Below are 21,446 nucleotides of genomic sequence, written 5' to 3'. Positions count from 1 at the left end.
GAAGAGAAGATGACGACATTACTTAACCCGTATTTTGGTGAGTTCGGTGGGATGTACGTCCCGCAAATCCTGATGCCCGCGCTGCGCCAGCTGGAAGAAGCGTTTGTGAGTGCGCAGAAGGATCCGGCGTTTCAGGCGGAATTTACCGACCTGCTGAAAAACTATGCAGGCCGCCCAACGGCCCTGACCAAATGCCGCAACCTGACGGAAGGCACGAAAACCACGCTGTATCTGAAGCGTGAAGACCTGCTGCACGGCGGCGCACATAAGACTAACCAGGTGCTGGGCCAGGCGCTGCTCGCGAAGCGTATGGGTAAAACCGAAATCATCGCCGAAACAGGTGCAGGCCAGCACGGCGTGGCCTCGGCGCTCGCCAGCGCCCTGCTCGGCCTGAAATGCCGCATCTATATGGGGGCGAAAGACGTTGAGCGTCAGTCTCCGAACGTTTTCCGTATGCGTCTGATGGGTGCGGAAGTGATCCCGGTGCACAGCGGCTCCGCGACGCTGAAGGATGCCTGTAACGAAGCGCTGCGCGACTGGTCTGGCAGCTACGAAACCGCGCACTATATGCTCGGTACCGCGGCGGGCCCGCACCCGTTCCCGACCATCGTGCGTGAATTCCAGCGCATGATCGGGGAAGAGACCAAAGCGCAGATCCTCGAAAAAGAGGGTCGTCTGCCGGATGCGGTCATCGCCTGCGTCGGCGGCGGATCTAACGCCATCGGTATGTTCGCAGACTTTATCGACGACACCAGCGTGGGTCTGATTGGCGTCGAGCCTGCGGGTCACGGCATTGAATCGGGTGAACACGGCGCGCCGCTGAAGCATGGCCGCGTGGGGATCTACTTCGGCATGAAATCCCCGATGATGCAGACCGATGAAGGCCAGATTGAAGAGTCTTACTCTATTTCTGCCGGCCTCGATTTCCCGTCCGTAGGACCGCAGCACGCCTATCTGAACAGCACCGGTCGTGCGGACTATGTCTCCATTACCGATGACGAAGCGCTGGAGGCGTTTAAAACGCTGTGCCGCAGCGAAGGGATCATCCCGGCGCTGGAGTCTTCACACGCTCTGGCCCATGCGCTGAAAATGATGAAAGACAATCCGGAAAAAGAACAGTTGCTGGTGGTGAACCTTTCCGGTCGCGGTGACAAAGATATCTTCACCGTTCACGATATTCTGAAAGCACGAGGGGAAATCTGATGGAACGCTACGATAACGTATTTGCAGAACTGAAATCCCGCCAGGAAGGCGCGTTCGTTCCCTTCGTCACCCTTGGCGACCCTGGCCCTGAACAGTCGCTGAAGATCATTGACACCCTGATTGAAGCCGGTGCCGATGCGCTGGAGCTGGGCATCCCGTTCTCTGACCCGCTGGCGGATGGCCCGACCATTCAGAATGCGACGCTGCGCGCGTTTGCCTCGGGCGTCACGCCGACCCAGTGCTTCGAGATGCTGGCGGCGATCCGTCAGAAGCACCCCACTATCCCGATTGGCCTGCTGATGTACGCCAACCTGGTATTCAACCGCGGTATCGATGAATTTTACGCCGAGTGCGCGCGCGTGGGCGTCGACTCCGTTCTGGTGGCCGACGTGCCGGTTGAGGAGTCTGCGCCGTTCCGCCAGGCTGCGATGCGTCACAATGTCGCCCCTATTTTTATCTGCCCGCCAAACGCGGACGATGAGCTGCTGCGCCAGATAGCCTCTTACGGGCGCGGTTACACCTACCTGCTCTCCCGCGCAGGCGTGACCGGTGCCGAGAATAAAGCCGCGCTGCCGCTGCATCACCTGGTGGAAAAGCTGGCCGAGTACCATGCCGCGCCTCCGCTGCAGGGTTTCGGGATTTCATCCCCGGATCAGGTCACCGCGGCGATTGACGCGAAGGCAGCAGGTGCCATCTCCGGCTCTGCGATTGTGAAGATCATCGAAAAGAACGTGGACAAGCCAGAGCAGATGCTGGTCGAGCTAAAAGCGTTTGTGACTGCAATGAAAGCGGCAACGCGTAAAGCCTAACCCTTCGACCGTCTGGCATCTAAGCCAGACGGTTCACTTTTTTTTAATTTCACGACATATATTATTCCGCGTTAATATTAATTGTAATGAATAGCACACTAATACTTAATTGCGTGTTTCACTGCTTTGCCGAGATTGGCTAAAAGTAGTCAAACCTATTTAACAATCGTCGGCTCGGGACATTATCACCTTATTAGTCCATTACCTGCAGGGCGCTTTTCATGGTAATGTTTTTATTGCTAATTTCTTTGGCGGCCTCTTTTAGCGCGATGTTCATCGCTACCGTTGTAACTGGCTTTGCATACCCTTTTACGCGATTGGATTTACTCTGAAAAACATAGACATCCTGCGGGTTAGAAACCTTTCTTTGCTTAAATAACTGACGCAGTATCTTGCACAGTCTAATTGTTCGGGACTCAAATTTTGGTGTTGCCTCAAGATGCAATATGTCATCTTTGATATCGCTATACTTTATGTTTACGACCCGACAACTTTCAGCACGTAAAAAAAATAACGTTAACCATAAGTCACCCCACGTCTTTGAAATCCGGAATAACTTCTGATGGATGACCATGAACTCATCGGTAGTTATAGAGTCAGTTTTCGCCATTGAAAACGCCAACATCCAATTCAAGCATGACTTAACATAACATTAACTATTTAAATATTTATTCAACACTTGTTCAGTCGCCTTATGACGTTTTACCCGCGCGGGATAAGACGCAGGATTTAGTGATAAAAGTCATAAAAATGGTCGGTATTTGGGAGAAACTTTTTGGAGAGGTTTTGGAGAAAAGAAAAAAGTTATATATTCCAGTCCGTTAATTCCACATATTCCTTCTGAGTTCAGAGGCTTCTTCATGTCATGGCAATTCTTCAAACAGACTTACCTGGTTAAGTTCTGGTCACCTGTTCCGGCCGTTATCGCGGCAGGTATTCTCTCTACTTATTATTTTGGCATTACCGGTACCTTCTGGGCCGTAACCGGCGAGTTCACCCGCTGGGGTGGCCAACTGCTGCAACTCGCTGGCGTACATGCCGAAGAGTGGGGCTACTTTAAACTCATTCATCTGGACGGTACGCCCCTCACCCGCATCGACGGGATGATGATCATCGGCATGTTCGGCGGCTGTTTCGCGGCGGCGCTGTGGGCAAACAACGTTAAGTTGCGTATGCCCAAAAGCCGTATCCGTATTCTGCAGGCGATTTTCGGCGGCATAATTGCCGGATTCGGCGCGCGCCTGGCGATGGGGTGCAACCTTGCCGCCTTCTTTACCGGGATCCCTCAGTTTTCTCTTCACGCCTGGTTCTTTGCTGTCGCCACGGCCATTGGCTCTTACTTTGGTGCAAAATTCACTCTACTGCCGCTGTTTCGCATTCCAGTGAAAATGGTAAAAGTCAGCGCAGCGTCTCCGTTAACCCAGAAGCCCTCTCAGGCACGCCACCGTTTCCGCCTCGGAATGCTGGTCTTTTTCGCCATGATCGCATGGGCGCTCTGCACCGCTCTGAACCAGCCCAAACTCGGTCTGGCGATGCTGTTCGGTGTGGGTTTTGGGCTGCTCATTGAACGCGCGCAGATCTGCTTCACCTCCGCGTTTCGCGATATGTGGATCACCGGGCGCACGATGATGGCGAAGGCGATTATCGCCGGGATGGCGGTCAGCGCCATCGGCATCTTCAGCTATGTTCAACTGGGCGTCGAACCAAAAATCATGTGGGCCGGACCTAACGCGGTCATTGGCGGCCTGCTGTTCGGCTTCGGGATCGTGCTGGCTGGCGGGTGTGAAACCGGCTGGATGTATCGCGCCGTCGAAGGTCAGGTTCACTACTGGTGGGTGGGTCTGGGAAATGTGATTGGCTCGACGATCCTGGCGTATTACTGGGATGACGTTTCTCCCGTCCTGGCCACCAGCTGGGACAAGGTCAACCTGCTGAATACCTTCGGGCCTCTCGGCGGCCTGCTCGTCACCTACGCCCTGCTGTTGGTCGCTTTTTTACTGGTCGTCGCACAGGAGAGACGTTTCTTCCGCCGTGCGAGCGTTAAAACAGAAACGCAGGAGAATGCTGCATGAAAGAGATTGTGCCTGATTATCGTCTGGATATGGTTGGCGAGCCCTGTCCATATCCGGCGGTGGCTACGCTTGAAGCGCTGCCGCAGCTTAAGAAAGGTGAAATTCTGGAGGTAGTCAGCGACTGCCCGCAGTCCATCAACAACATACCGCTGGATGCGAAAAACCACGGTTATACGGTGCTGGATATCCAGCAGGATGGCCCCACCATTCGCTATCTGATTCAAAAATGATCGTTAAGGGCCTCGTCAGGGGCCTTTATCGTATTGAATTATAAGACATCTTGATCCACGGCAAAAACGCGACTCCTGACTTAAGTAAAATCTCTTTTCCCTTTTGAAGGAGGTTTTCGCGGTTTGATGTATTTACGAGCTTTACTGGTTTTCGCCTTATTGATTCCCTTCCATGCGCTGTCCCTGAATTTCTCTTCTACCTTCCTGCGCCTTAATTGTCCGCAAAGAGGACTTGTCGAGGTTATTCTTCACGTTTATGACCACACCCAGGAACGATGGCACGGTCATTTTGAAACCGGCGCGGGACACAAACGTGCGGGTGATACCGAAATGATCCCGTTTGCCAACGGCGATATTCTCTTCCATTCCCTGTCGAGCGACGCTTTCAGCTATTTATATGATGGGGAAACGATCCTGAGGCATTGCGTAAAGCTTGATGAGCGGCCGGTTTATCCGTCGTTTTGAAGTGAGCAAAGCAAACTGGCCACCCTGTGGCCAGTTTGATGGGGGATCAGAAACGATAACCCGCAGAGAACATGAACACCCACGGATCCAGGCGAGTATTGATACTTTGCTGCTGACCGCCCGCCTTGAAGCGTACGTCCGTATCAATATCCATGTACCAGACCGAGGCGTTGATCAGCCAGTCGCGGTTAATCAGGTAATCCAGACCGACCTGTCCCGCCATGCCCCACGAATCTTTCAGGCTGAGATCCGTCAGACCTGCCTCTTTACCGGTATCGTTGAATTTCTCATCAAAGAAGGTGGTGTAGTTCACACCGGCGCCAATATAAGGGCGCACCTTGCTGCTTGAGTCACCAAAGTACCATTGCGCCATCAGCGTTGGCGGTAAATGGTGAACCGTGGCGATATCACCAGTCGGCCCGAGACCCACGCGATGACGGAACGGCGTTGCTGCCAGAAGCTCAACACCAACATTATCCGTCGCCATATAGGTAAAGGTTAAACCTAACTGGGTGTTATTACTGACGTTAAAACCGCCCATACCCAGCACGTTATCCGATCCTTCAGTTGGGCGAACCGTAGCCGAACCGGCACGAATAAAGAATTCGCCTGCTTCGTGCGCATACGCGCCGCCAGAGAGACTGCTTAATACAAGGGCTGCCACCGCTAATTTTTTCATATCCGCTCCATCGTTGTGGTTTTAATCGCGGGTGAGAATATACTCACAAAAGGGTAATAAGTGATCTGCCACAGATCACATTAAAACCAGTAACTTAACATTCATTGATCTGGATTAATTTTTTGTTACGCATCCAAAACCAATAAGTTGTTTCCATGTCAATTTTTGGCATTTCACGGTTACAAAATTTTCCCTTTTCCCCCTCTTGCTCTTCCTCTGGCGGCTGGATAATTTATCGCTTCACAAGTTGATTTGATGCGTTCTTCTTTTGCAGGTGTGCCATGAGTGATATTAACCCGTGCATGACGTGCGGAGCCTGTTGTGCGTATTTTCGAGTCTCTTTCTACTGGGCCGAAGCCAGCGATGGCGGCGGTACCGTTCCGGTTCATCTCACAGAGCCGTTAACACCCTTTCTGCGCTGCATGAGCGGCACAAACCAAAAACAGGTCAGCTGCGTCGCGCTACAAGGCGAGCCAGGGGTCTCGACCCGCTGTTCTATCTATGAGGATCGCCCCAGCCCGTGCCGGGAATTTGCCATGTCGGGGGAAGATGGGCAGGTCAACGAAGCCTGTAACCGCGCCCGCGCGCGCGTTGGATTACCGCCGCTTTACAAAGATATGCTTTTCCATACAAGCCTTGATGCTGCCACAGCAGGTGCATCCGGTGTACAATTGCCGGCTAATTAACACCTGCAATACTCAAGGAGAGTGCATGTCTATCACGGCGAAGTCTGTCTACCGTGACACGGGAAACTTTTTCCGCAATCAGTTCATAACCTTTTTACTGATCGCGTTGCTATGTGCCTTTATCACGGTGGTGCTGGGCCATGCCTTCTCACCGAGCGAAGAACAGATTGCCAGCCTCAGCCAGGGCGACCACCTTGCGGGTAGCGTGGGGTTGTTTGAACTGGTGCAAAACATGACGCCGGAGCAGCAGCAAATTCTGCTGCGCGCTTCTGCCGCGTCCACGTTCTCAGGCCTGATTGGTAATGCAATTCTGGCGGGCGGCGTTTTGCTGATGATTCAGCTGGTATCGGCGGGTCACCGGGTCAGCGCCTTGCGGGCGATTGGTGCCAGCGCGCCGGTCTTACCTAAGCTGTTTATCCTGATCTTTTTAACCACCCTGCTGGTGCAGATGGGGATTATGCTGGTCGTGGTGCCGGGTGTGTTACTGGCTATCGTGCTCTCATTTGCGCCGGTGATGGTCGTGCAGGATAAAATGGGGATTTTTACCGCGATGCGCAGCAGCATCCGACTGGCATGGGCTAATATGCGTCTGGTGGCGCCCGCCGTGATCGGCTGGCTGCTCGCCAAAACGCTGCTGTTATTGTTTGCGCCGAATTTTGCGGTATTAACGCCCAATGTTGGCGCGGTAGTGGCGAATACGCTGAGCAATCTCATTTCAGCGGTACTGCTCGTCTATCTGTTCCGCCTGTATATGTTAATTCGTCAGTAATCTGGAGGCGGGGGACATCGCGTCTCCCGCCCCGCTCAGAAGATGGAATCACAGAATGAAGCAGTTTCTTGATTTTTTACCGCTCGTGGTCTTTTTTGCTTTTTATAAGCTGTACGATATTTATGCCGCCACCACTGCGCTGATCGTTGCGACCGCCGTCGTACTGATTTACAGCTGGGTTCGCTATCGTAAAGTCGAAAAAATGGCGCTGGTTACCTTCGTCCTGGTCGCCGTTTTCGGCGGGCTTACCCTGTTCTTCCACAATGATGAATTTATTAAGTGGAAAGTGACCGTCATTTACGCGCTGTTTGCGGGCGCATTGTTAATCAGCCAGTGGGTGATGAAAAAGCCGCTGATCCAGCGCATGCTGGGCAAAGAGCTGACGCTGCCTCAACACGTCTGGTCCCGTCTGAATATCGCCTGGGCGGTCTTCTTTATTCTCTGCGGTCTCGCTAACATCTATATTGCTTTCTGGCTGCCGCAGAATATCTGGGTCAATTTTAAGGTCTTTGGCCTGACCGCGCTGACGCTTATCTTCACGCTGTTAAGCGGCGTTTATATCTATCGCCACATGCCGCAGGACGACAAGCACTGATTAATGACTGACCAGAACGTCAACGACAGGCGTTCTGGTCTATTCTCTCCGCTTTGAAATCATAGTAGCATCCCGCCTGAAGTCTTCCGTTACGAGTTAAAACAATGACAACAACTAACGCCCCGCAGGGCGAACTGGTTTTACGCACACTGGCAATGCCCGCTGACACCAATGCCAATGGCGATATTTTTGGCGGCTGGCTGATGTCGCAGATGGATATGGGCGGCGCAATTCTGGCAAAAGAGATCGCCCACGGGCGCGTGGTGACGGTGCGGGTGGACGGCATGACCTTCCTGCGCCCGGTTGCGGTAGGGGATGTGGTTTGCTGCTACGCGCGCTGCGTGAAACGCGGCAATACCTCCATTTCCATCAACATCGAAGTCTGGGTGAAGAAAGTCTCTTCTGAGCCGATTGGGCAGCGTTATAAGGCCACTGAAGCGCTGTTTATTTATGTCGCAGTGGACAGCGAGGGTAAACCTCGTCAACTTCCACTGGCCTGATCGACAGGCAAAAAAAAGCCTCCTTTCGGAGGCTTTTTTTATTCCATCTGCGCCCCGCCGTTCAGGCGGAAAACGATATTAACAATCAATCCGCTGCCCGGCTTGCCTGGCTCATAGCGCCATCTGCGCATGGCAGATTTCACTTCGCGCTCAAACATATTAGAAGGCTGAGCAGACAAGATTTCCACGTTATCCACGCGCCCATCCGCGGTCACGTCGAATTTCACCCGTACGCGGCCTTCAATACGTAAGGCCTGAGCTCGCGCCGGATATTGGGGCTGGTTGCGGCTTACGGCACGCGGGCCCGCCGGTGCGGTAACCGTTGGCTTTGACGTCGTTGCCGTGTTGTTCATCACCGGACGTGAAGGCGCTGCATTTTCGACCGGCTGGGTCGCGCGCGGTTCAACTGGACGTTCCTCGCGTTTCGGACGCTCTTCGACCTTCTTCACCGGTTTTGGCTTCGGCTTAGGTTTTGGCTTCGGTTCAGGCTTGTGGATCACCACCGGGGCTTCCTTCGGTGGCGCCGGAACAGGCTCGGGTTCTGGCTCCGGTTCAGCCACCGGCTGTGGCGGCGGAGGGGCAACCTGCGGCGGTTCAAGATCCGCTGGCGAGACCATCGTCACCGAAATCGGCTGCGCGGGCGCGGGCATTTCAATAACCTGATGAACCGAGGTATACAGCAAACCCGCCACAACGGCACCGTGAATCACGACAGAAAGCAGCGTCGGCCAGGGAAAGCGGCGAGGTAAATCAAGGGTCATCGAAGTCATAGTCATCAACGTTAAAAAACCGAACACTGATTTTAAATGCAAATAGCAATCATATTCAATAAGACACTTTGTTCTGACGCAACTTTAGCGCATGAGAGGCCAAAAAAGGCGCATTCAGATCAGGGTATTAACATTGTTTTTATTTTACATTGCAGTCGTTTGCCCTTTCACATAACGTAACTGACACTTTTACCGGTTAAGGAGCTTCGCCGTGTTTTACGTGATTTACTCTGAAGATGTTGCTGATTCGCTCGAAAAACGCCAGGCTGTGCGCCCTGCGCATCTGGCACGTTTGCAGTTGCTTCAGGATGAAGGTCGATTACTGACCGCCGGCCCTATGCCTGCAGTAGACAGCAACGATCCGGGTGCCGCCGGTTTTGCCGGCTCCACTGTTATTGCTGAGTTTGAATCCCAGGAAGCCGCTCAGGCCTGGGCTGACGCAGATCCGTATGTTGCGGCAGGTGTATATGCGAAGGTGACAGTTCGACCGTATAAGAAAGTGTTCTGATACCAAAGCGGCTCCGCAAGGAGCCTTTTTTATAGCGCCGGTTGTGCGTCTTTATACCGGGTAAACTGCTGCTCTGTAATCAGGCTTCCCCACTGGTCGCCTTCCCACTCTTTTACCAGCGTAAACCCAAACGACTCGTACAGACGCCGGGCGGCGGTAAGCTTATTGAATGTCCAGAGGTGCACGGCAGAAAAACCGACACTGTCGCAGAACCGCATCGCTTCATTCAGCAGTTTTTTTCCCACGCCGTGTCCCCGACAGCCATCATCAAGAATAAACCAGCGAAGATGGGCTTCACCCGGCGCCAGATCCTCGCCATCTATCGCCACCGAGCCGACAATTTTGTTGTTGAGTACTGCCAGCGAAATCTGGTTACAGGGCTTCTCCAGTCTTTCACTGAACTCGGCCAGCCCTGAAGCCACTTTGGCCTCGAAGAAGCGACCAAAGTTATGCTCCCGAGAATAATAGCTGCCATGCATCTCCGCGATACGGCCAATCATGCCGGGGATATACCCCTGCACTATCTTCAGCTCGTCGGGCTGCATATCGCTGCCCGCCTCACGGCATGCCAGCAGCGCGTTGGCATAAAGGGAGAGCCCCTCAGAAATGGTCTGCTGCTGGGCGGGAGCAAGACGCTTTATTGCTGTAACCACGCGCTCATTGCTGAAGGCATTAATTTTGCTGACCGTCTCGTGACCTTTCGCGGTCAGCCTGAGGCTCTTTGCTCTCGCATCCTCAGCAGAAATAACTTCCTCGAGTTCGCCTGCGGCAATCAGGCGAGCCAGCATCCGGCTGACGCTGGACTTTTCCAGACCCAGCAGCTGCACCAGCTGACTCGCCGTCATCTGTTGGCGTAAGGCGATTTCGACCAGGGTATGGACGGCCGAAGGTGAGTAGCTCGTTGAGGCCAGGGTAGAACCCATAAAACCTAACTCGCGCACCATGAGGCGCGAGGAACGTCGAATAACGCTGACTACCGGGGTTTCGCTGTGCATGTTCTGCCCTCATCATTTAGTTGTACTATACAACTAAGTGATGAGGCGTTGTCAAACAGAATTAAAAAGGCTCCCGCAGGAGCCTTTCATCAATCAATGCAACGACGCTAACCTCGCCGCAAACCCAACAAACAGCAGCCCTATGAGCCCGTTCCCCAGCTTTGCCAGTTTCTTTTTCGTTTTGAGATAACGCGTGACAAACGCACCGGAGAAGATCAGGAAGCTCATGTACATGAAGCTGATTAACTCAAGCGTCGTCGCGAGGATAAGGAAAGAGGTGCCAGTGCTCTGTGCGTTCACGTCAATAAACTGAACGAAGAACGATACGTAGAACAGAATCGCTTTTGGATTCGTCAGGCTCAATACCAGCGAACGTTTCATGATCATACTGGCAGGTTCGGGGCCGCTCTCATGCGCGTTTTTCTGACGGTTCACCACCGACCAGAGCATTTTGCCGCCCAGCCACAGCAGATAGAAGGCGCCCAGATAGCGCACGATGTTAAACAGTACCGGCGTGGTCTGAATTAATGCTGCGACACCCGCCCAGGCCAGAAACATCAGAACCGCATCGCCGATAAATACGCCTGTGGCGGCGAGATACCCTTTTTTAACGCCGTGTCCAATCCCGGTTTTCAGCACAAACAGGGTATTCGGCCCCGGTACCAGCACGATAAAAAACGCGCCAACAACATACGTCCAGAAATTCAGTACGCCAAACTCCGCAAACACTTCTTCTCCCTCCTTTTGCTCAATACAGCAGGAATAGCGCTGCAAATACGCTACTCCTAAAAATCAGACGCTATAAAATCAGCGGGCACCATTACGGTGCCCTCATGGTACTCAGATATCCTGGACTGCGAACAGCAACGCGTTGCGATGCCGGGTCATTCCACATTTTCTGATGGCGTGAATACGCATATTGCGGCGGGATTGTGCTTCCAGCCAACGAGCCTTGCGACGACTCACCTGTCGCAACATGCGCCAGCGCCCTACTTCTGTTCTACTGCGCTTCATGTCTACAACTCTTTCTCTAACACTTTTTCTCTAAAAGAAAGGCCATTATAAACCCAACCCTGCGGCAAACCAGCGCTTTTACCTGGCGTTTTTATTTGCCAGATGAATCCTGATGCGTACACTCATAACAATACGCTTTCAAAAGGATTTTTTTACCTATGACAACCTTCTACACCGTGGTGAGTTGGCTGGTCATTTTGGGATACTGGCTGTTAATCGCAGGTGTGACATTACGCATCCTGATGAAGCGCAGAGCCGTTCCCTCTGCCATGGCCTGGCTTCTGATAATCTACATCCTCCCGCTGGTGGGAATTATTGCCTATCTCTCTTTCGGTGAGCTTCATCTGGGTAAACGCCGCGCAGAGCGGGCCCGTGCCATGTGGCCCTCCACCGCAAAGTGGCTGAACGACCTTAAAGCCTGCAAACATATCTTTGCCGAGGAGAACAGTAGCGTCGCATCATCACTGTTTAAGCTGTGCGAGCGCCGTCAGGGGATTGGTGGCGTTAAGGGCAATCAGCTCCAGCTGCTGACCTCGTCCGACGACGTCATGCAGGCATTAATCCGCGATATCCAACTGGCGCGTCATAATATCGAGATGGTTTTTTATATCTGGCAGCCCGGCGGAATGGCTGACCAGGTCGCTGAATCGCTGATGGCCGCGGCGCGACGCGGCATTCACTGCCGTCTGATGCTTGACTCCGCAGGCAGCGTGGCATTTTTCCGTAGCCCCTGGGCAGGCATGATGCGTAATGCTGGGATCGAGGTGGTCGAGGCGCTGAAGGTCAATCTCCTGCGCGTGTTTCTGCGCCGGATGGATCTCCGTCAGCATCGCAAAATGATCATGATCGATAACTATATTGCCTACACCGGTAGCATGAACATGGTTGATCCGCGCTTCTTCAAGCAGGACTCGGGGGTGGGCCAGTGGGTGGATTTGATGGCGCGAATGGAGGGGCCGATTGCCACCTCGATGGGCATCGTTTACTCCTGCGACTGGGAGATAGAAACCGGCAAACGCATTCTGCCGCCACCGCCGGACGGCAATATTATGCCGTTTGAAGAGGCCAGCGGTCACACCATTCATACCATTGCTTCCGGGCCGGGCTTCCCGGAGGATTTGATTCACCAGGCGCTGCTGACGGCAACGTACTCGGCGCGTGAATACCTGATCATGACGACGCCCTACTTTGTTCCCAGCGATGACCTCCTGCACGCGATCTGTACCGCGGCGCAGCGCGGCGTCGATGTGAGCATTATATTGCCGCGCAAAAATGACTCCCTTCTGGTGGGCTGGGCCAGCCGGGCATTCTTTAGCGAACTGCTGGCCGCCGGGGTGAAAATTTACCAGTTCGAAGGTGGATTGCTCCACACCAAAAGCGTGCTTGTCGACGGCGAGTTAAGCCTGGTGGGAACGGTCAACCTGGATATGCGCAGCCTGTGGCTCAACTTTGAAATCACGCTGGTTATTGATGATGCCGGCTTTGGTGGCGATCTCGCCGCGGTGCAGGATGATTATATCTCCCGCTCGCGGCTGCTGGATGCCAGACTGTGGGTAAAACGGCCACTGTGGCAGAGAATTGCCGAACGACTGTTTTACTTCTTTAGTCCGTTGCTGTAAAACGTGCCCAACGATGTTAAACAGGTAGTCATCATGGAAATGGATCTGAACAATCGCCTGACCGAAGACGAAACGCTCGAGCAGGCCTATGACATTTTTCTCGAACTGGCGGTTGATAACCTCGATCCCGCAGACGTGATCCTCTTTAATCTGCAGTTCGAAGAGCGCGGCGGTGCCGAACTGTTCGACCCTTCAGAAGACTGGGCTGAACATGTGGATTTCGACCTGAATCCTGACTTCTTTGCCGAAGTGGTCATCGGGCTGGCCGATGAAGACGGTGGCGAGATTAACGATATTTTCGCCCGCGTCCTGCTCTGTCGAGAGAAAGACCACAAGCTGTGCCATATCCTCTGGCGCGAATAATAAAAAAGGCTGCGATTGCAGCCTTTTTTATTTACTCCGGCAATTCACTGCCGCAGCGGTGACAAAACCGCGCGTTAAGGTCATGGTCACCCTGGTGACATGCCGGACATTTGCGCTGCTGCTTGCGGCTCTGAAATGCGCTGCTCATGTGCGTGGTAATAAGCCCGGTCGGAATAGCAATGACCGAATAGCCAATCAAAATCAGCACTGAGGCCACAATGCGGCCCAGCGGCGTATGGGGCGTGATATCACCGTACCCCACGGTCGTCACGGTTACTATCGCCCAATAAACGGACGCATTGAGCGTCGTGAAACCATATTTCGGCCCCTCTATCAGATACATCAGCGCGCCAAAAACGATCATGACGATGGCAATAAACGAGTAGAAGAGAATAAGCTGATGCCGCGCGCTGACAATTGCGCTCCAGAACACGCGCAGTGAGGGCATAAAACGCAGTAATTTCAGAATACGTAATACCCGAATTACGCGCATCGCCCGCCAGGCAAAGACATAACTCAGGCTGATTTCCGGCCACAGCCACATGACGTAGAGCGGCAGAATAGTGGCTAAATCAATAAATCCCCAGAAGCTGAAAACATATCGGGCCGGGTTGGGCCACGCAATTACTCTGAGCAGATATTCAGCGGTAAAAACCAGGGTAATCGCCAGCTCAAGCCAGACAAAGACATGCCATTCGTCAAACGTCAGGTGGTATTGCGTCCCAGCGCCCGATTCAATAAAGATGACCACCACGCTAAGAAGCGCAAATAAACCGCAAAGACCTTCGAATCGTCGTCCGGATACCGTTTCAGGATCGAATAAAACATGATAAAGCCGCCGACGGGCTGACGTGAATAAACGCGACACAGTAACCTCGCAAAAAATAAGGGCTGACATCATGTCAGCCCTTGCGATTATAACGGGTCTACTTTCAGGCAGGAAACCGCATGTCGGAAACTGCCTTCGAGAACCGGTCGCGTTTTTGCACATTCCGGCCCGGCCATTGGGCAGCGCGTGCGGAAGACGCAGCCCGACGGCGGGTTAATGGGTGAGGGTAATTCCCCTTCCAGAAGCTGGATAGTCTTATTCTTTTCCAGATCGGGATCGGGGATCGGTACCGCGGACATCAGCGCTCTGGTGTATGGGTGCAATGGGTTGTGGTACACCTCGTCATAGGTGCCCAGCTCCACGGCGTGACCGAGGTACATCACCAGCACGCGGTCGGAAATGTGTTTCACCACGGCAAGGTCATGCGCGATGAAGATCAGCGACAGCCCCATTTCACGCTGCAGCTTCTGCAGCAGGTTAACCACCTGCGCCTGAATGGACACGTCCAGCGCGGAAACCGGCTCATCACAGATAATCAGCTTCGGTTCGAGGATCAGGGCGCGCGCAATACCAATACGCTGACACTGACCGCCTGAGAACTCGTGCGGATAGCGGTTGATGAGGTTAGGCAACAGGCCGACTTTCAGCATCATCGCCTTAACGCGATCGCGCACTTCCTGACGGGACATCTTCGGATGATAGGTCCGCAGCGGCTCGGCAATAATCTCACCGATGGTCATACGCGGGTTTAATGACGCCAGCGGATCCTGGAAGATCATCTGGATATCGCTGCGCACCTCGCGCCACTCGTCGGGTTTCATGCCCAGCAGATCTTTACCCAGCCAGGCCACTTTACCGTCGGTGGCTTTCACCAGACCGATAATGGCGCGCGCAAAGGTCGATTTACCGCAGCCGGACTCGCCCACCACGCCCAGGGTTTCCCCTTCATACAGGCGCAGCGTGACGCCGTCCACCGCTTTCAGGGTCTTCGACGGCTGCCAGAACCACTGTTTGCCGTCTTTGATGTCGAAATGCACCTTAAGGTCAGCAATCTCGAGCAGCACATTGCGTTTTTCATCTAATGCGTTCATACCAGCTCCTCCTGCGGCTTAAAGCAGGCGCGCAGACGGCCTGGTGCAAACTCTTCCAGCGGCGGTGCGCTGTTGCAGATTTCCATCGCGTGCGGACAGCGCGGCTGGAACGGACAGCCTTTCGGCAGGCGCAGCAGGTTTGGCGGGTTGCCCGGAATGGTGAGCAGGGATTCCCCTTCCGCATCAAGACGTGGCACCGCATTCAGCAGGCCAATCGAGTAAGGATGAGCAGGCTGATAGAACACGTCACGCGCTTTGCCGTATTCCATGGTACGACCGGCATACATCACCAGCACTTTGTCACAGATGCCCGCCACCACGCCCAGGTCGTGGGTGATCATGATAATCGCCGTGTTGAACTCACGCTTCAGCTCGTTCAGCAGGGTCATGATTTGTGCCTGAACGGTAACGTCCAGCGCGGTGGTCGGTTCGTCGGCAATCAGCAGTTTTGGCCGACACAGCAGCGCCATCGCAATCATCACGCGCTGACGCATACCGCCAGAGAACTCGTGCGGGAACATGCGCATGCGCTTGCGCGCCTCCGGCATTTTCACCGCATCGAGCATTTTGACAGACTCTTCAAAGGCTTCGGCTTTACCCAGGCCTTTGTGCAGCATCAGGACTTCCATCAGCTGCTCACCGACGCGCATGTACGGGTTCAGCGAGGTCATCGGATCCTGGAAAATCATCGAGATCTGCTCGGCGCGCAGCTTGTTGAGCTCGTGCTCCGGCAGGTTGAGGATTTCACGACCGTTGAATTTCGCGGAACCGCCAATCACACCGTTAGCGGCCAGCAGGCCCATTAGCGCAAAGGCAGTCTGGGACTTCCCGGATCCGGATTCCCCCACGATGCCGAGCGTTTCGCCCGCGCGCAGGTTGAAGTTGAGATCGTTCACGGCGGTCACATCCCCGTCTGGGGTCTTAAAGGTGACGCGAAGATCTTTTACGTCCAGCAGAAGGTCGCTCCGCTGCTGCGCCTGTGGCGCGGTTGCCGTTTCAATCATTGTCATGACGGCGCTCCTTAACGGTCTTTCGGGTCGAGGGCATCACGCAGGCCATCGCCGATAAAGTTAAAACAAAACAGGGTAACGACCAGGAAACCCGCCGGGTATAACAGCAGCCACGGAGACACTTCCATTGAGTTTGCACCGTCACTCAGCAGCGCGCCCCAGCTGCTCAGCGGCTCTTGCGTACCCAGACCGAGGAAGCTCAGGAAAGATTCAAACAGGATCATGCTTGGCACCAGCAGTGAGGCATAGACCACCACCACGCCCAGCACGTTAGGAACGATATGGCGAACCACAATATTCCCGGTAGAAACACCGCCCACCTGCGCGGCTTCGATAAACTCTTTGCGTTTGAGGCTCAGCGTCTGGCCGCGGACAATACGCGCCATATCCAGCCAGGAAACCATCCCGATGGCCACAAAGATCAGCAAAATATTCTGACCGAAGAAGGTCACCAGCAGAATGACGAAGAACATGAACGGGAAGGAGTTCAGGATTTCCAGCAGACGCATCATTACCGAATCCACTTTACCGCCAAGGTAGCCGGACAGTGAGCCGTAGAGCGTCCCCACGATCACCGCCACCAGCGCGGCAGCAATACCGACCATCAGCGAGATACGGCCACCGATAGCGACACGCACCAGCAGATCGCGTCCCGAGGAGTCCGTGCCGAAATAGTGGCCTGATTCCATATCCGGCGCGCTGGACATCATGCCCCAGTCGGTGTCGAAATAGGTAAATTGCGACAGCATCGGCGCCAGGGTCACAAACAGTGCGATGATAACCAGAACCACCAGACTCGCCACCGCCGCGCGGTTGTGCATAAAGCGACGGCGCGCGTCCTGCCAGAGGCTACGACCTTCCACTTCCAGTTTTTCACTGAAGTTTTCCAGCGCCTCGCTGTTTTTCTTACTCAACATCATGGCGTGCTCCAGTTAGTAACGGATTTTCGGGTCGATGACGGCGTACAGAACATCGACGATTGCGTTAAAGAGAATGGTCAGCGCACCGACGAGAATGGTCAGGCTCAGTACCAGCGAATAGTCGCGGTTAAGCGCGCCGTTAACGAACAGCTGACCAATGCCCGGCAGGCCGTAGATGGTTTCGATAACCATCGAGCCGGTGATGATCCCGACGAATGCCGGTCCCATGTAGGAAAGCACGGGCAACAGCGCCGGTTTAAGCGCGTGGCGGAAGATAATCCGACGCATCGGCAACCCTTTAGCGCGCGCGGTACGAATGAAGTTTGAGTGCAGCACTTCGATCATTGAACCACGGGTAATACGCGCGATACTGGCGATGTACGCCAGAGATAATGCCACCATAGGCAAAATCATGAACTTCAATGCCCCGCCGTTCCAGCCGCCGCCCGGCAGCCACTTCAGCGTAATGGCAAATATCATCACCAGTAATGGCGCGACAACGAAGCTGGGTATCACTACCCCGGTCATTGCCACCCCCATTACGGCATAATCCCATTTGGTATTTTGTCTGAGCGCGGCGATAACGCCTGCGGTGACCCCGAAAACGATGGCCAGAATGAATGCCGCAGCCCCCAACTTAGCCGAAACCGGGAAGCTGGACGCCACAAGGTCGTTAACGGAATAGTCTTTATATTTAAATGACGGTCCAAAATCACCGTGAGCCAGCTGCTTCAGATAATTGAAGTACTGGGTGGAGATGGGATCGTTTAAGTGGTATTTCGCTTCGATATTCGCCATGACTTCTGGCGGCAGCGTACGCTCACCGGTAAATGGACTTCCCGGCGCAAGGCGCATCATGAAGAAGGAAATCGTGATGAGAATAAATAGCGTTGGAATCGCTTCAAGACAGCGACGTAGGATAAATTTCAACATTGCCCGTACCTTCTGGCGTGTGCCTATATTATGTGACGTTGGTTAGACACCGTGGGGCGAGCACGCCCGCCCCACTCATTGCCATTAATGCTTGATAATATACAAGTTTTTAACGTAGATATTATCCATCGGGTCTTTACCGGTATATCCACCTACCCACGGTTTCACCAGACGGGCGTTAACGTAGTAGTAAACCGGAACGATCGCGGAATCTTTATCCAGCTGCTGCTCGGCCTTAGAGTACAGTTCTGTACGCTGTGCTTCGTCAGTGGTTTTCAGCGTGTCGGCGATCAGCTTGTCGAACGCCGGGCTCTTATAGTGCGCGGTGTTGTTCGAGCTGTCGCTCAGCATGGTGTTCAGGAAAGAGGTCGGTTCGTTATAGTCCGCACACCAGCCAGCACGCGCCACGTCAAAGGTGCCCTGATGACGGCTGTCGAGGAAGGTTTTCCACTCCTGGTTCTCCAGCTTCACGTTCGCGCCCAGGTTTTTCTTCCAGATCGAAGCGACGGCGATAGCCAGTTTTTTGTGCAGATCGGAGGTGTTGTACAACAGGCTGAAGGTCAGCGGCTTATCTGCGGTATAGCCCGCTTCGGCCAGCAGTTTCTTCGCTTCTGCGTTACGCTGTTCCTGAGTCTGTTTGAACCAGTCTGGCTCGGTCAGTTTTGCACCATCGGTGTATGGAGGGGTGTAGCTGTATGCCGGCAGATCGCCCTGGTTTTTCACTTTGTTTACGATGATATCGCGATCCAGAGCCAGCTTCAGCGCAGTACGAACGCGTACGTCGGTGAACGGTGCTTTCTGGTTGTTGATTTCATAGTAGTAGGTGCACAGGTACGGATCGACGTGAACTTCTTTAGGGATCTCTTTTTTCAGTTTCTGGAACAGTTCAATCGGCATGTTGTTATAGGTCATGTCGATTTCACCGCTGCGGTAGCGGTTAACGTCAGTCACTTCGGACGAAATTGGCAGGTAGGTCACCTGATTAATGACGGTTTTCGCGTTGTCCCAGTATTGCGGGTTACGCTCAAGCACCATACGCTCGTTGACCACCCAGTCTTTCAGCTTATAGGCACCGTTGGTCACGATATTGGCAGGCTGCGTCCATTTTTCACCAAATTTTTCCACGGCGGATTTTGGTACCGGGGAGACGGACGGGTGAACCAGCAGCTTATAGAAGTACGGAACAGGTTCGCTCAACGTCACTTCAAAGGTATTCGCATCAATCGCTTTTACGCCCAGGTCGGTAACAGGTTTTTTACCCGCGATGATGTCATCAATATTGGCGATGTGGCCATATTGCAGGTAGCTCGCATACGGAGAGGCGGTTGTTGGGTTCGCCAGACGCTGCCAGCTATAAACGAAATCTTCGGCCGTGACCGGTGTACCGTCGGACCATTTCGCATCTTTACGCAGATGGAAGGTCCAGACTTTGAAATCTTTGTTTTCCCATTTTTCGGCTACACCCGGTGCCGGGTGGCCGTCTACGTCCGTTACCAGCAGACCTTCGAACAGGTCGCGGTTAACGTTAGACTCAGGAACACCTTCAATTTTGTGCGGGTCAAGAGACTGAACTTCCGCACCGTTGTTACGCACCAGCGTCTGTTTCTCAGCCAGTTGAACACCTGCAGGAACGTCCGCAGCCATTGCAGCGTTGCCCGCGATTAGCGCAGTTAAAATCCCCGCCGCTACCAGATTTTTTTTTGTGATGATGGACATTGTGTTGGTACTCCACTCATTATAATGACTGGCCTTCGCCAGCTGTGTAATCCCCTGTTGGGGCCTGTACAGCGCAGGAGTTTTTTTTGCTGCTGTCAGGTTCTTCTTTTTACTGCTTGCTATCACCGACTTTTTTATTACTGACCGCTCGTATGGCCGTCTTGCGTCGATTCTTTACAGGCCACCCTGTTTGAGACCTGCGTTGGATATCTGAGAAGAGAACCATATGAAAATAATTCTCATCTGCTTGTTTTATGCTGCAAAATATTAGGCCGGAAAGTATCAAATGGCGTAAACGTGCGCCAATACATTTTGCAAATTTGTTAAGCAATTCTCTTTTACGGTGAGTACCGCATCGTTGAGGGCAGCCCTGCCGGACATTGAACATCAGAAAAACAACATGACATTCAACAGAATAGAGAAAATTCTCTCTCCAAGCGCGTCGCTGCGCTATCATCGAGTGACTTTGTACAAAAATTTAACAACTGGTTATTATTTAGCACATTCATCTAGGGGAATGTTGAAATTACTAATATCATTTCGGTTATCTCTCAGCAAGCCCCAGAGTATCATGTGAGTAAAATAACAGAGCGATCGAATATTTTCTGCGCAGGCGGGTTTGAGGGGAATTAATAACTTGTTGAAATACAAGCAATGAACATTATTAGTAGAATTTATTATGATATGTGAGCATTTCAACTTTAGTTATAGGATTTACTGATAATGACGTAAAAAAACGGAGCCGTGGCTCCGTTCTTTCATATGCAATATCAGTGCAGCAAACCGGGGAAAATGCTTTTAATACCCGTAACGATAAATTCAATCCCTAACGCCATCAACAGCAGGCCCATGATACGCGTTATGACGTTAATGCCCGTCTGACCCAGCAAGCGCACCAGCCAGGGTGCCATGCGGAACACGCCCCAACAGCAGAGCGCGAAAATGGCAATCGCCACTGAAAAACCAATCAGGTGCATCAGGCTATGATAGCGCGTCCCCCAGACAATGGTTGAACTGATGGCACCAGGACCGGCCATCAGCGGTAAGGCCAACGGCACTACGCCAATGCTTTCGCGGATAGCGGTTTCTGACTTCTCTTGTTTATTCTGCTTATCCTCGCCCAGCTTACCGCTGATCATGGACATGGCGATGGTCACCACCAGGATCCCACCCGCAATGCGGAAAGAGTCGATCGAAATCCCGAAGAGCTGGAGAATGGCGTCACCCAGAAAAAGAGAGGTGAGCAATATGATCGCCACTGACAGGTTAGCGGTCAGGTTGGTCTTGTTCCTGGCCGCCGCCGTCTGGTAACTCGTCATACTAATGAAGACAGGAATGATCCCCACCGGGTTGACCAGGGCAAACAAACCAATAAAAAATTTAAAGTACGTTGGAAAATCAAAGAGCGTTTGGATCACGTTTTGCTCCGCTTATACACATGCCCTGGACTGACAATTCGTCATGAGAAATCGCGCTGAAGATACCCTTTTTATTAGCATACTTCACTCGAAATCTGTGCCAAAACGTTATCATTTCAGGATGTTAAACATATGTATAATCAATGATAGCGCCGCTTCCAATACTTACGTAATTATTTAACACTGGAAAAATCAGCACGAAATAACCCTGCTGAAAGGTATCAGCTTGGGGGAAAATTGACACAGATCATG

General features: G+C 53.0%; 25 protein-coding genes. 12 read left to right on the top strand and 13 right to left on the bottom strand.

All coding sequences use genetic code 11. The features are described 5' to 3' along the window. Window positions 1-9: 9 nt before the first annotated feature. Together trpB and trpA are read left to right on the top strand one after the other, a co-directional pair. Window positions 10-1,203: a tryptophan synthase subunit beta gene (gene trpB, locus P349_RS16060; RefSeq protein ID WP_024907111.1), complete on the top strand. Its 1,194-nt coding sequence runs from the start codon at window positions 10-12 to the stop codon at window positions 1,201-1,203. Beyond that, the gene (gene trpA / locus P349_RS16065) at window positions 1,203-2,012 is read left to right on the top strand and encodes a tryptophan synthase subunit alpha (RefSeq protein WP_032647586.1); all 810 of its coding nucleotides are present in this window, start codon (window positions 1,203-1,205) and stop codon (window positions 2,010-2,012) included. The genes trpB and trpA overlap by 1 nt, the downstream gene beginning before the upstream one ends. Before the next feature lie 193 nt (window positions 2,013-2,205). Here the strand turns inward: trpA and P349_RS16070 are convergent, their stop codons facing one another. After that, complete coding sequence (locus P349_RS16070) at window positions 2,206-2,622, bottom strand: hypothetical protein (protein ID WP_032647864.1); 417 nt, start codon at window positions 2,620-2,622, stop codon at window positions 2,206-2,208. A gap of 250 nt (window positions 2,623-2,872) precedes the next feature. On the opposite strand from P349_RS16070, the gene yedE reads away from it, so the two are divergent. The 3 genes from yedE to P349_RS25305 all read left to right on the top strand — a co-directional run bounded on the left by yedE (window position 2,873) and on the right by P349_RS25305 (window position 4,779). After that, window positions 2,873-4,084 (top strand): selenium metabolism membrane protein YedE/FdhT, encoded by a 1,212-nt coding sequence (gene yedE / locus P349_RS16075; RefSeq protein ID WP_032647588.1) that lies wholly within the window; start codon window positions 2,873-2,875, stop codon window positions 4,082-4,084. Next, window positions 4,081-4,314: a sulfurtransferase-like selenium metabolism protein YedF gene (gene yedF, locus P349_RS16080; RefSeq protein WP_003856774.1), complete on the top strand. Its 234-nt coding sequence runs from the start codon at window positions 4,081-4,083 to the stop codon at window positions 4,312-4,314. Before yedE ends, yedF begins: the two co-directional genes overlap by 4 nt. Window positions 4,315-4,440: 126 nt before the next feature. After that, window positions 4,441-4,779: a hypothetical protein gene (locus tag P349_RS25305; protein WP_071995287.1), complete on the top strand. Its 339-nt coding sequence runs from the start codon at window positions 4,441-4,443 to the stop codon at window positions 4,777-4,779. Between the two features lie 46 nt (window positions 4,780-4,825). Here the strand turns inward: P349_RS25305 and ompW are convergent, their stop codons facing one another. Continuing rightward, on the bottom strand, window positions 4,826-5,458 hold the full coding sequence (gene ompW / locus P349_RS16085; protein WP_023335963.1) for an outer membrane protein OmpW: 633 nt from the start codon (window positions 5,456-5,458) through the stop codon (window positions 4,826-4,828). 281 nt (window positions 5,459-5,739) lie between these two features. On the opposite strand from ompW, the gene P349_RS16090 reads away from it, so the two are divergent. The 4 genes from P349_RS16090 to yciA all read left to right on the top strand — a co-directional run bounded on the left by P349_RS16090 (window position 5,740) and on the right by yciA (window position 8,008). Beyond that, entirely contained in the window at window positions 5,740-6,144 is a 405-nt protein-coding gene (locus P349_RS16090) for a YkgJ family cysteine cluster protein (RefSeq protein WP_032647591.1), read from the top strand. A gap of 25 nt (window positions 6,145-6,169) precedes the next feature. After that, entirely contained in the window at window positions 6,170-6,913 is a 744-nt protein-coding gene (locus P349_RS16095; protein ID WP_032647593.1) for a YciC family protein, read from the top strand. Between the two features lie 55 nt (window positions 6,914-6,968). Continuing rightward, on the top strand, window positions 6,969-7,508 hold the full coding sequence (locus P349_RS16100; protein WP_032647595.1) for a septation protein A: 540 nt from the start codon (window positions 6,969-6,971) through the stop codon (window positions 7,506-7,508). Between the two features lie 104 nt (window positions 7,509-7,612). Further along, complete coding sequence (yciA, locus tag P349_RS16105) at window positions 7,613-8,008, top strand: acyl-CoA thioester hydrolase YciA (RefSeq protein WP_032647597.1); 396 nt, start codon at window positions 7,613-7,615, stop codon at window positions 8,006-8,008. A 38-nt stretch (window positions 8,009-8,046) separates the two neighbouring features. Here the strand turns inward: yciA and tonB are convergent, their stop codons facing one another. Beyond that, window positions 8,047-8,769 carry a TonB system transport protein TonB gene (gene tonB / locus P349_RS16110; protein WP_024907102.1) on the bottom strand — a complete coding sequence of 241 codons (723 nt, stop codon included), beginning with the start codon at window positions 8,767-8,769 and terminating at the stop codon, window positions 8,047-8,049. 220 nt (window positions 8,770-8,989) lie between these two features. Between tonB and P349_RS16115 the strand changes: the two genes are divergently transcribed. After that, window positions 8,990-9,286 (top strand): YciI family protein, encoded by a 297-nt coding sequence (locus tag P349_RS16115; RefSeq protein WP_024907101.1) that lies wholly within the window; start codon window positions 8,990-8,992, stop codon window positions 9,284-9,286. A 29-nt stretch (window positions 9,287-9,315) separates the two neighbouring features. Here P349_RS16115 and P349_RS16120 read toward each other — a convergent pair whose 3' ends face one another. From P349_RS16120 to P349_RS26270, 3 genes are all read right to left on the bottom strand, one after another. Beyond that, window positions 9,316-10,281 carry a bifunctional helix-turn-helix transcriptional regulator/GNAT family N-acetyltransferase gene (locus P349_RS16120; protein WP_032647600.1) on the bottom strand — a complete coding sequence of 322 codons (966 nt, stop codon included), beginning with the start codon at window positions 10,279-10,281 and terminating at the stop codon, window positions 9,316-9,318. Window positions 10,282-10,374: 93 nt separating this feature from the next. Further along, complete coding sequence (leuE, locus tag P349_RS16125) at window positions 10,375-11,010, bottom strand: leucine efflux protein LeuE (protein WP_023312092.1); 636 nt, start codon at window positions 11,008-11,010, stop codon at window positions 10,375-10,377. Window positions 11,011-11,121: 111 nt separating this feature from the next. Then, window positions 11,122-11,295, bottom strand: a complete 174-nt coding sequence (locus tag P349_RS26270; RefSeq protein WP_021240326.1) for a YciY family protein — start codon at window positions 11,293-11,295, stop codon at window positions 11,122-11,124. A 158-nt stretch (window positions 11,296-11,453) separates the two neighbouring features. Here P349_RS26270 and cls point away from each other — a divergent pair, with 158 nt between their 5' ends. After that, the gene (cls, locus tag P349_RS16130; protein WP_008502791.1) at window positions 11,454-12,914 is read left to right on the top strand and encodes a cardiolipin synthase; all 1,461 of its coding nucleotides are present in this window, start codon (window positions 11,454-11,456) and stop codon (window positions 12,912-12,914) included. Window positions 12,915-12,947: 33 nt separating this feature from the next. After that, a complete protein-coding gene (locus P349_RS16135; RefSeq protein ID WP_006810881.1) occupies window positions 12,948-13,277 on the top strand; it encodes an HI1450 family dsDNA-mimic protein in 330 nt (109 codons plus the stop codon). A gap of 31 nt (window positions 13,278-13,308) precedes the next feature. On the opposite strand, the gene P349_RS16140 is transcribed toward P349_RS16135, so the two are convergent. The 7 genes from P349_RS16140 to P349_RS16170 all read right to left on the bottom strand — a co-directional run bounded on the left by P349_RS16140 (window position 13,309) and on the right by P349_RS16170 (window position 21,194). Further along, window positions 13,309-14,178, bottom strand: a complete 870-nt coding sequence (locus P349_RS16140; protein ID WP_050597483.1) for an ion transporter — start codon at window positions 14,176-14,178, stop codon at window positions 13,309-13,311. Between the two features lie 14 nt (window positions 14,179-14,192). Further along, window positions 14,193-15,197 (bottom strand): murein tripeptide/oligopeptide ABC transporter ATP-binding protein OppF, encoded by a 1,005-nt coding sequence (oppF, locus tag P349_RS16145; RefSeq protein ID WP_024907098.1) that lies wholly within the window; start codon window positions 15,195-15,197, stop codon window positions 14,193-14,195. Continuing rightward, entirely contained in the window at window positions 15,194-16,207 is a 1,014-nt protein-coding gene (locus tag P349_RS16150) for an ABC transporter ATP-binding protein (RefSeq protein ID WP_024907097.1), read from the bottom strand. The genes oppF and P349_RS16150 overlap by 4 nt, the downstream gene beginning before the upstream one ends. 11 nt (window positions 16,208-16,218) lie before the next feature. Beyond that, entirely contained in the window at window positions 16,219-17,127 is a 909-nt protein-coding gene (oppC, locus tag P349_RS16155) for an oligopeptide ABC transporter permease OppC (RefSeq protein ID WP_008502787.1), read from the bottom strand. A gap of 12 nt (window positions 17,128-17,139) precedes the next feature. Next, a complete protein-coding gene (gene oppB / locus P349_RS16160; protein WP_008502786.1) occupies window positions 17,140-18,060 on the bottom strand; it encodes an oligopeptide ABC transporter permease OppB in 921 nt (306 codons plus the stop codon). A gap of 84 nt (window positions 18,061-18,144) precedes the next feature. Continuing rightward, window positions 18,145-19,776, bottom strand: a complete 1,632-nt coding sequence (gene oppA, locus P349_RS16165; protein WP_025756555.1) for an oligopeptide ABC transporter substrate-binding protein OppA — start codon at window positions 19,774-19,776, stop codon at window positions 18,145-18,147. A gap of 770 nt (window positions 19,777-20,546) precedes the next feature. Further along, window positions 20,547-21,194, bottom strand: a complete 648-nt coding sequence (locus P349_RS16170) for a YchE family NAAT transporter (RefSeq protein ID WP_021240330.1) — start codon at window positions 21,192-21,194, stop codon at window positions 20,547-20,549. Window positions 21,195-21,446: the final 252 nt, after the last annotated feature.

The sequence above is a fragment of the Enterobacter sp. DC4 genome, assembly GCF_000568095.1.
GTDB lineage: Bacteria > Pseudomonadota > Gammaproteobacteria > Enterobacterales > Enterobacteriaceae > Enterobacter > Enterobacter pseudoroggenkampii.
Note: the sequence above shows the minus strand (reverse complement) of the source record. Positions and strands in the feature narration are given on the sequence as shown.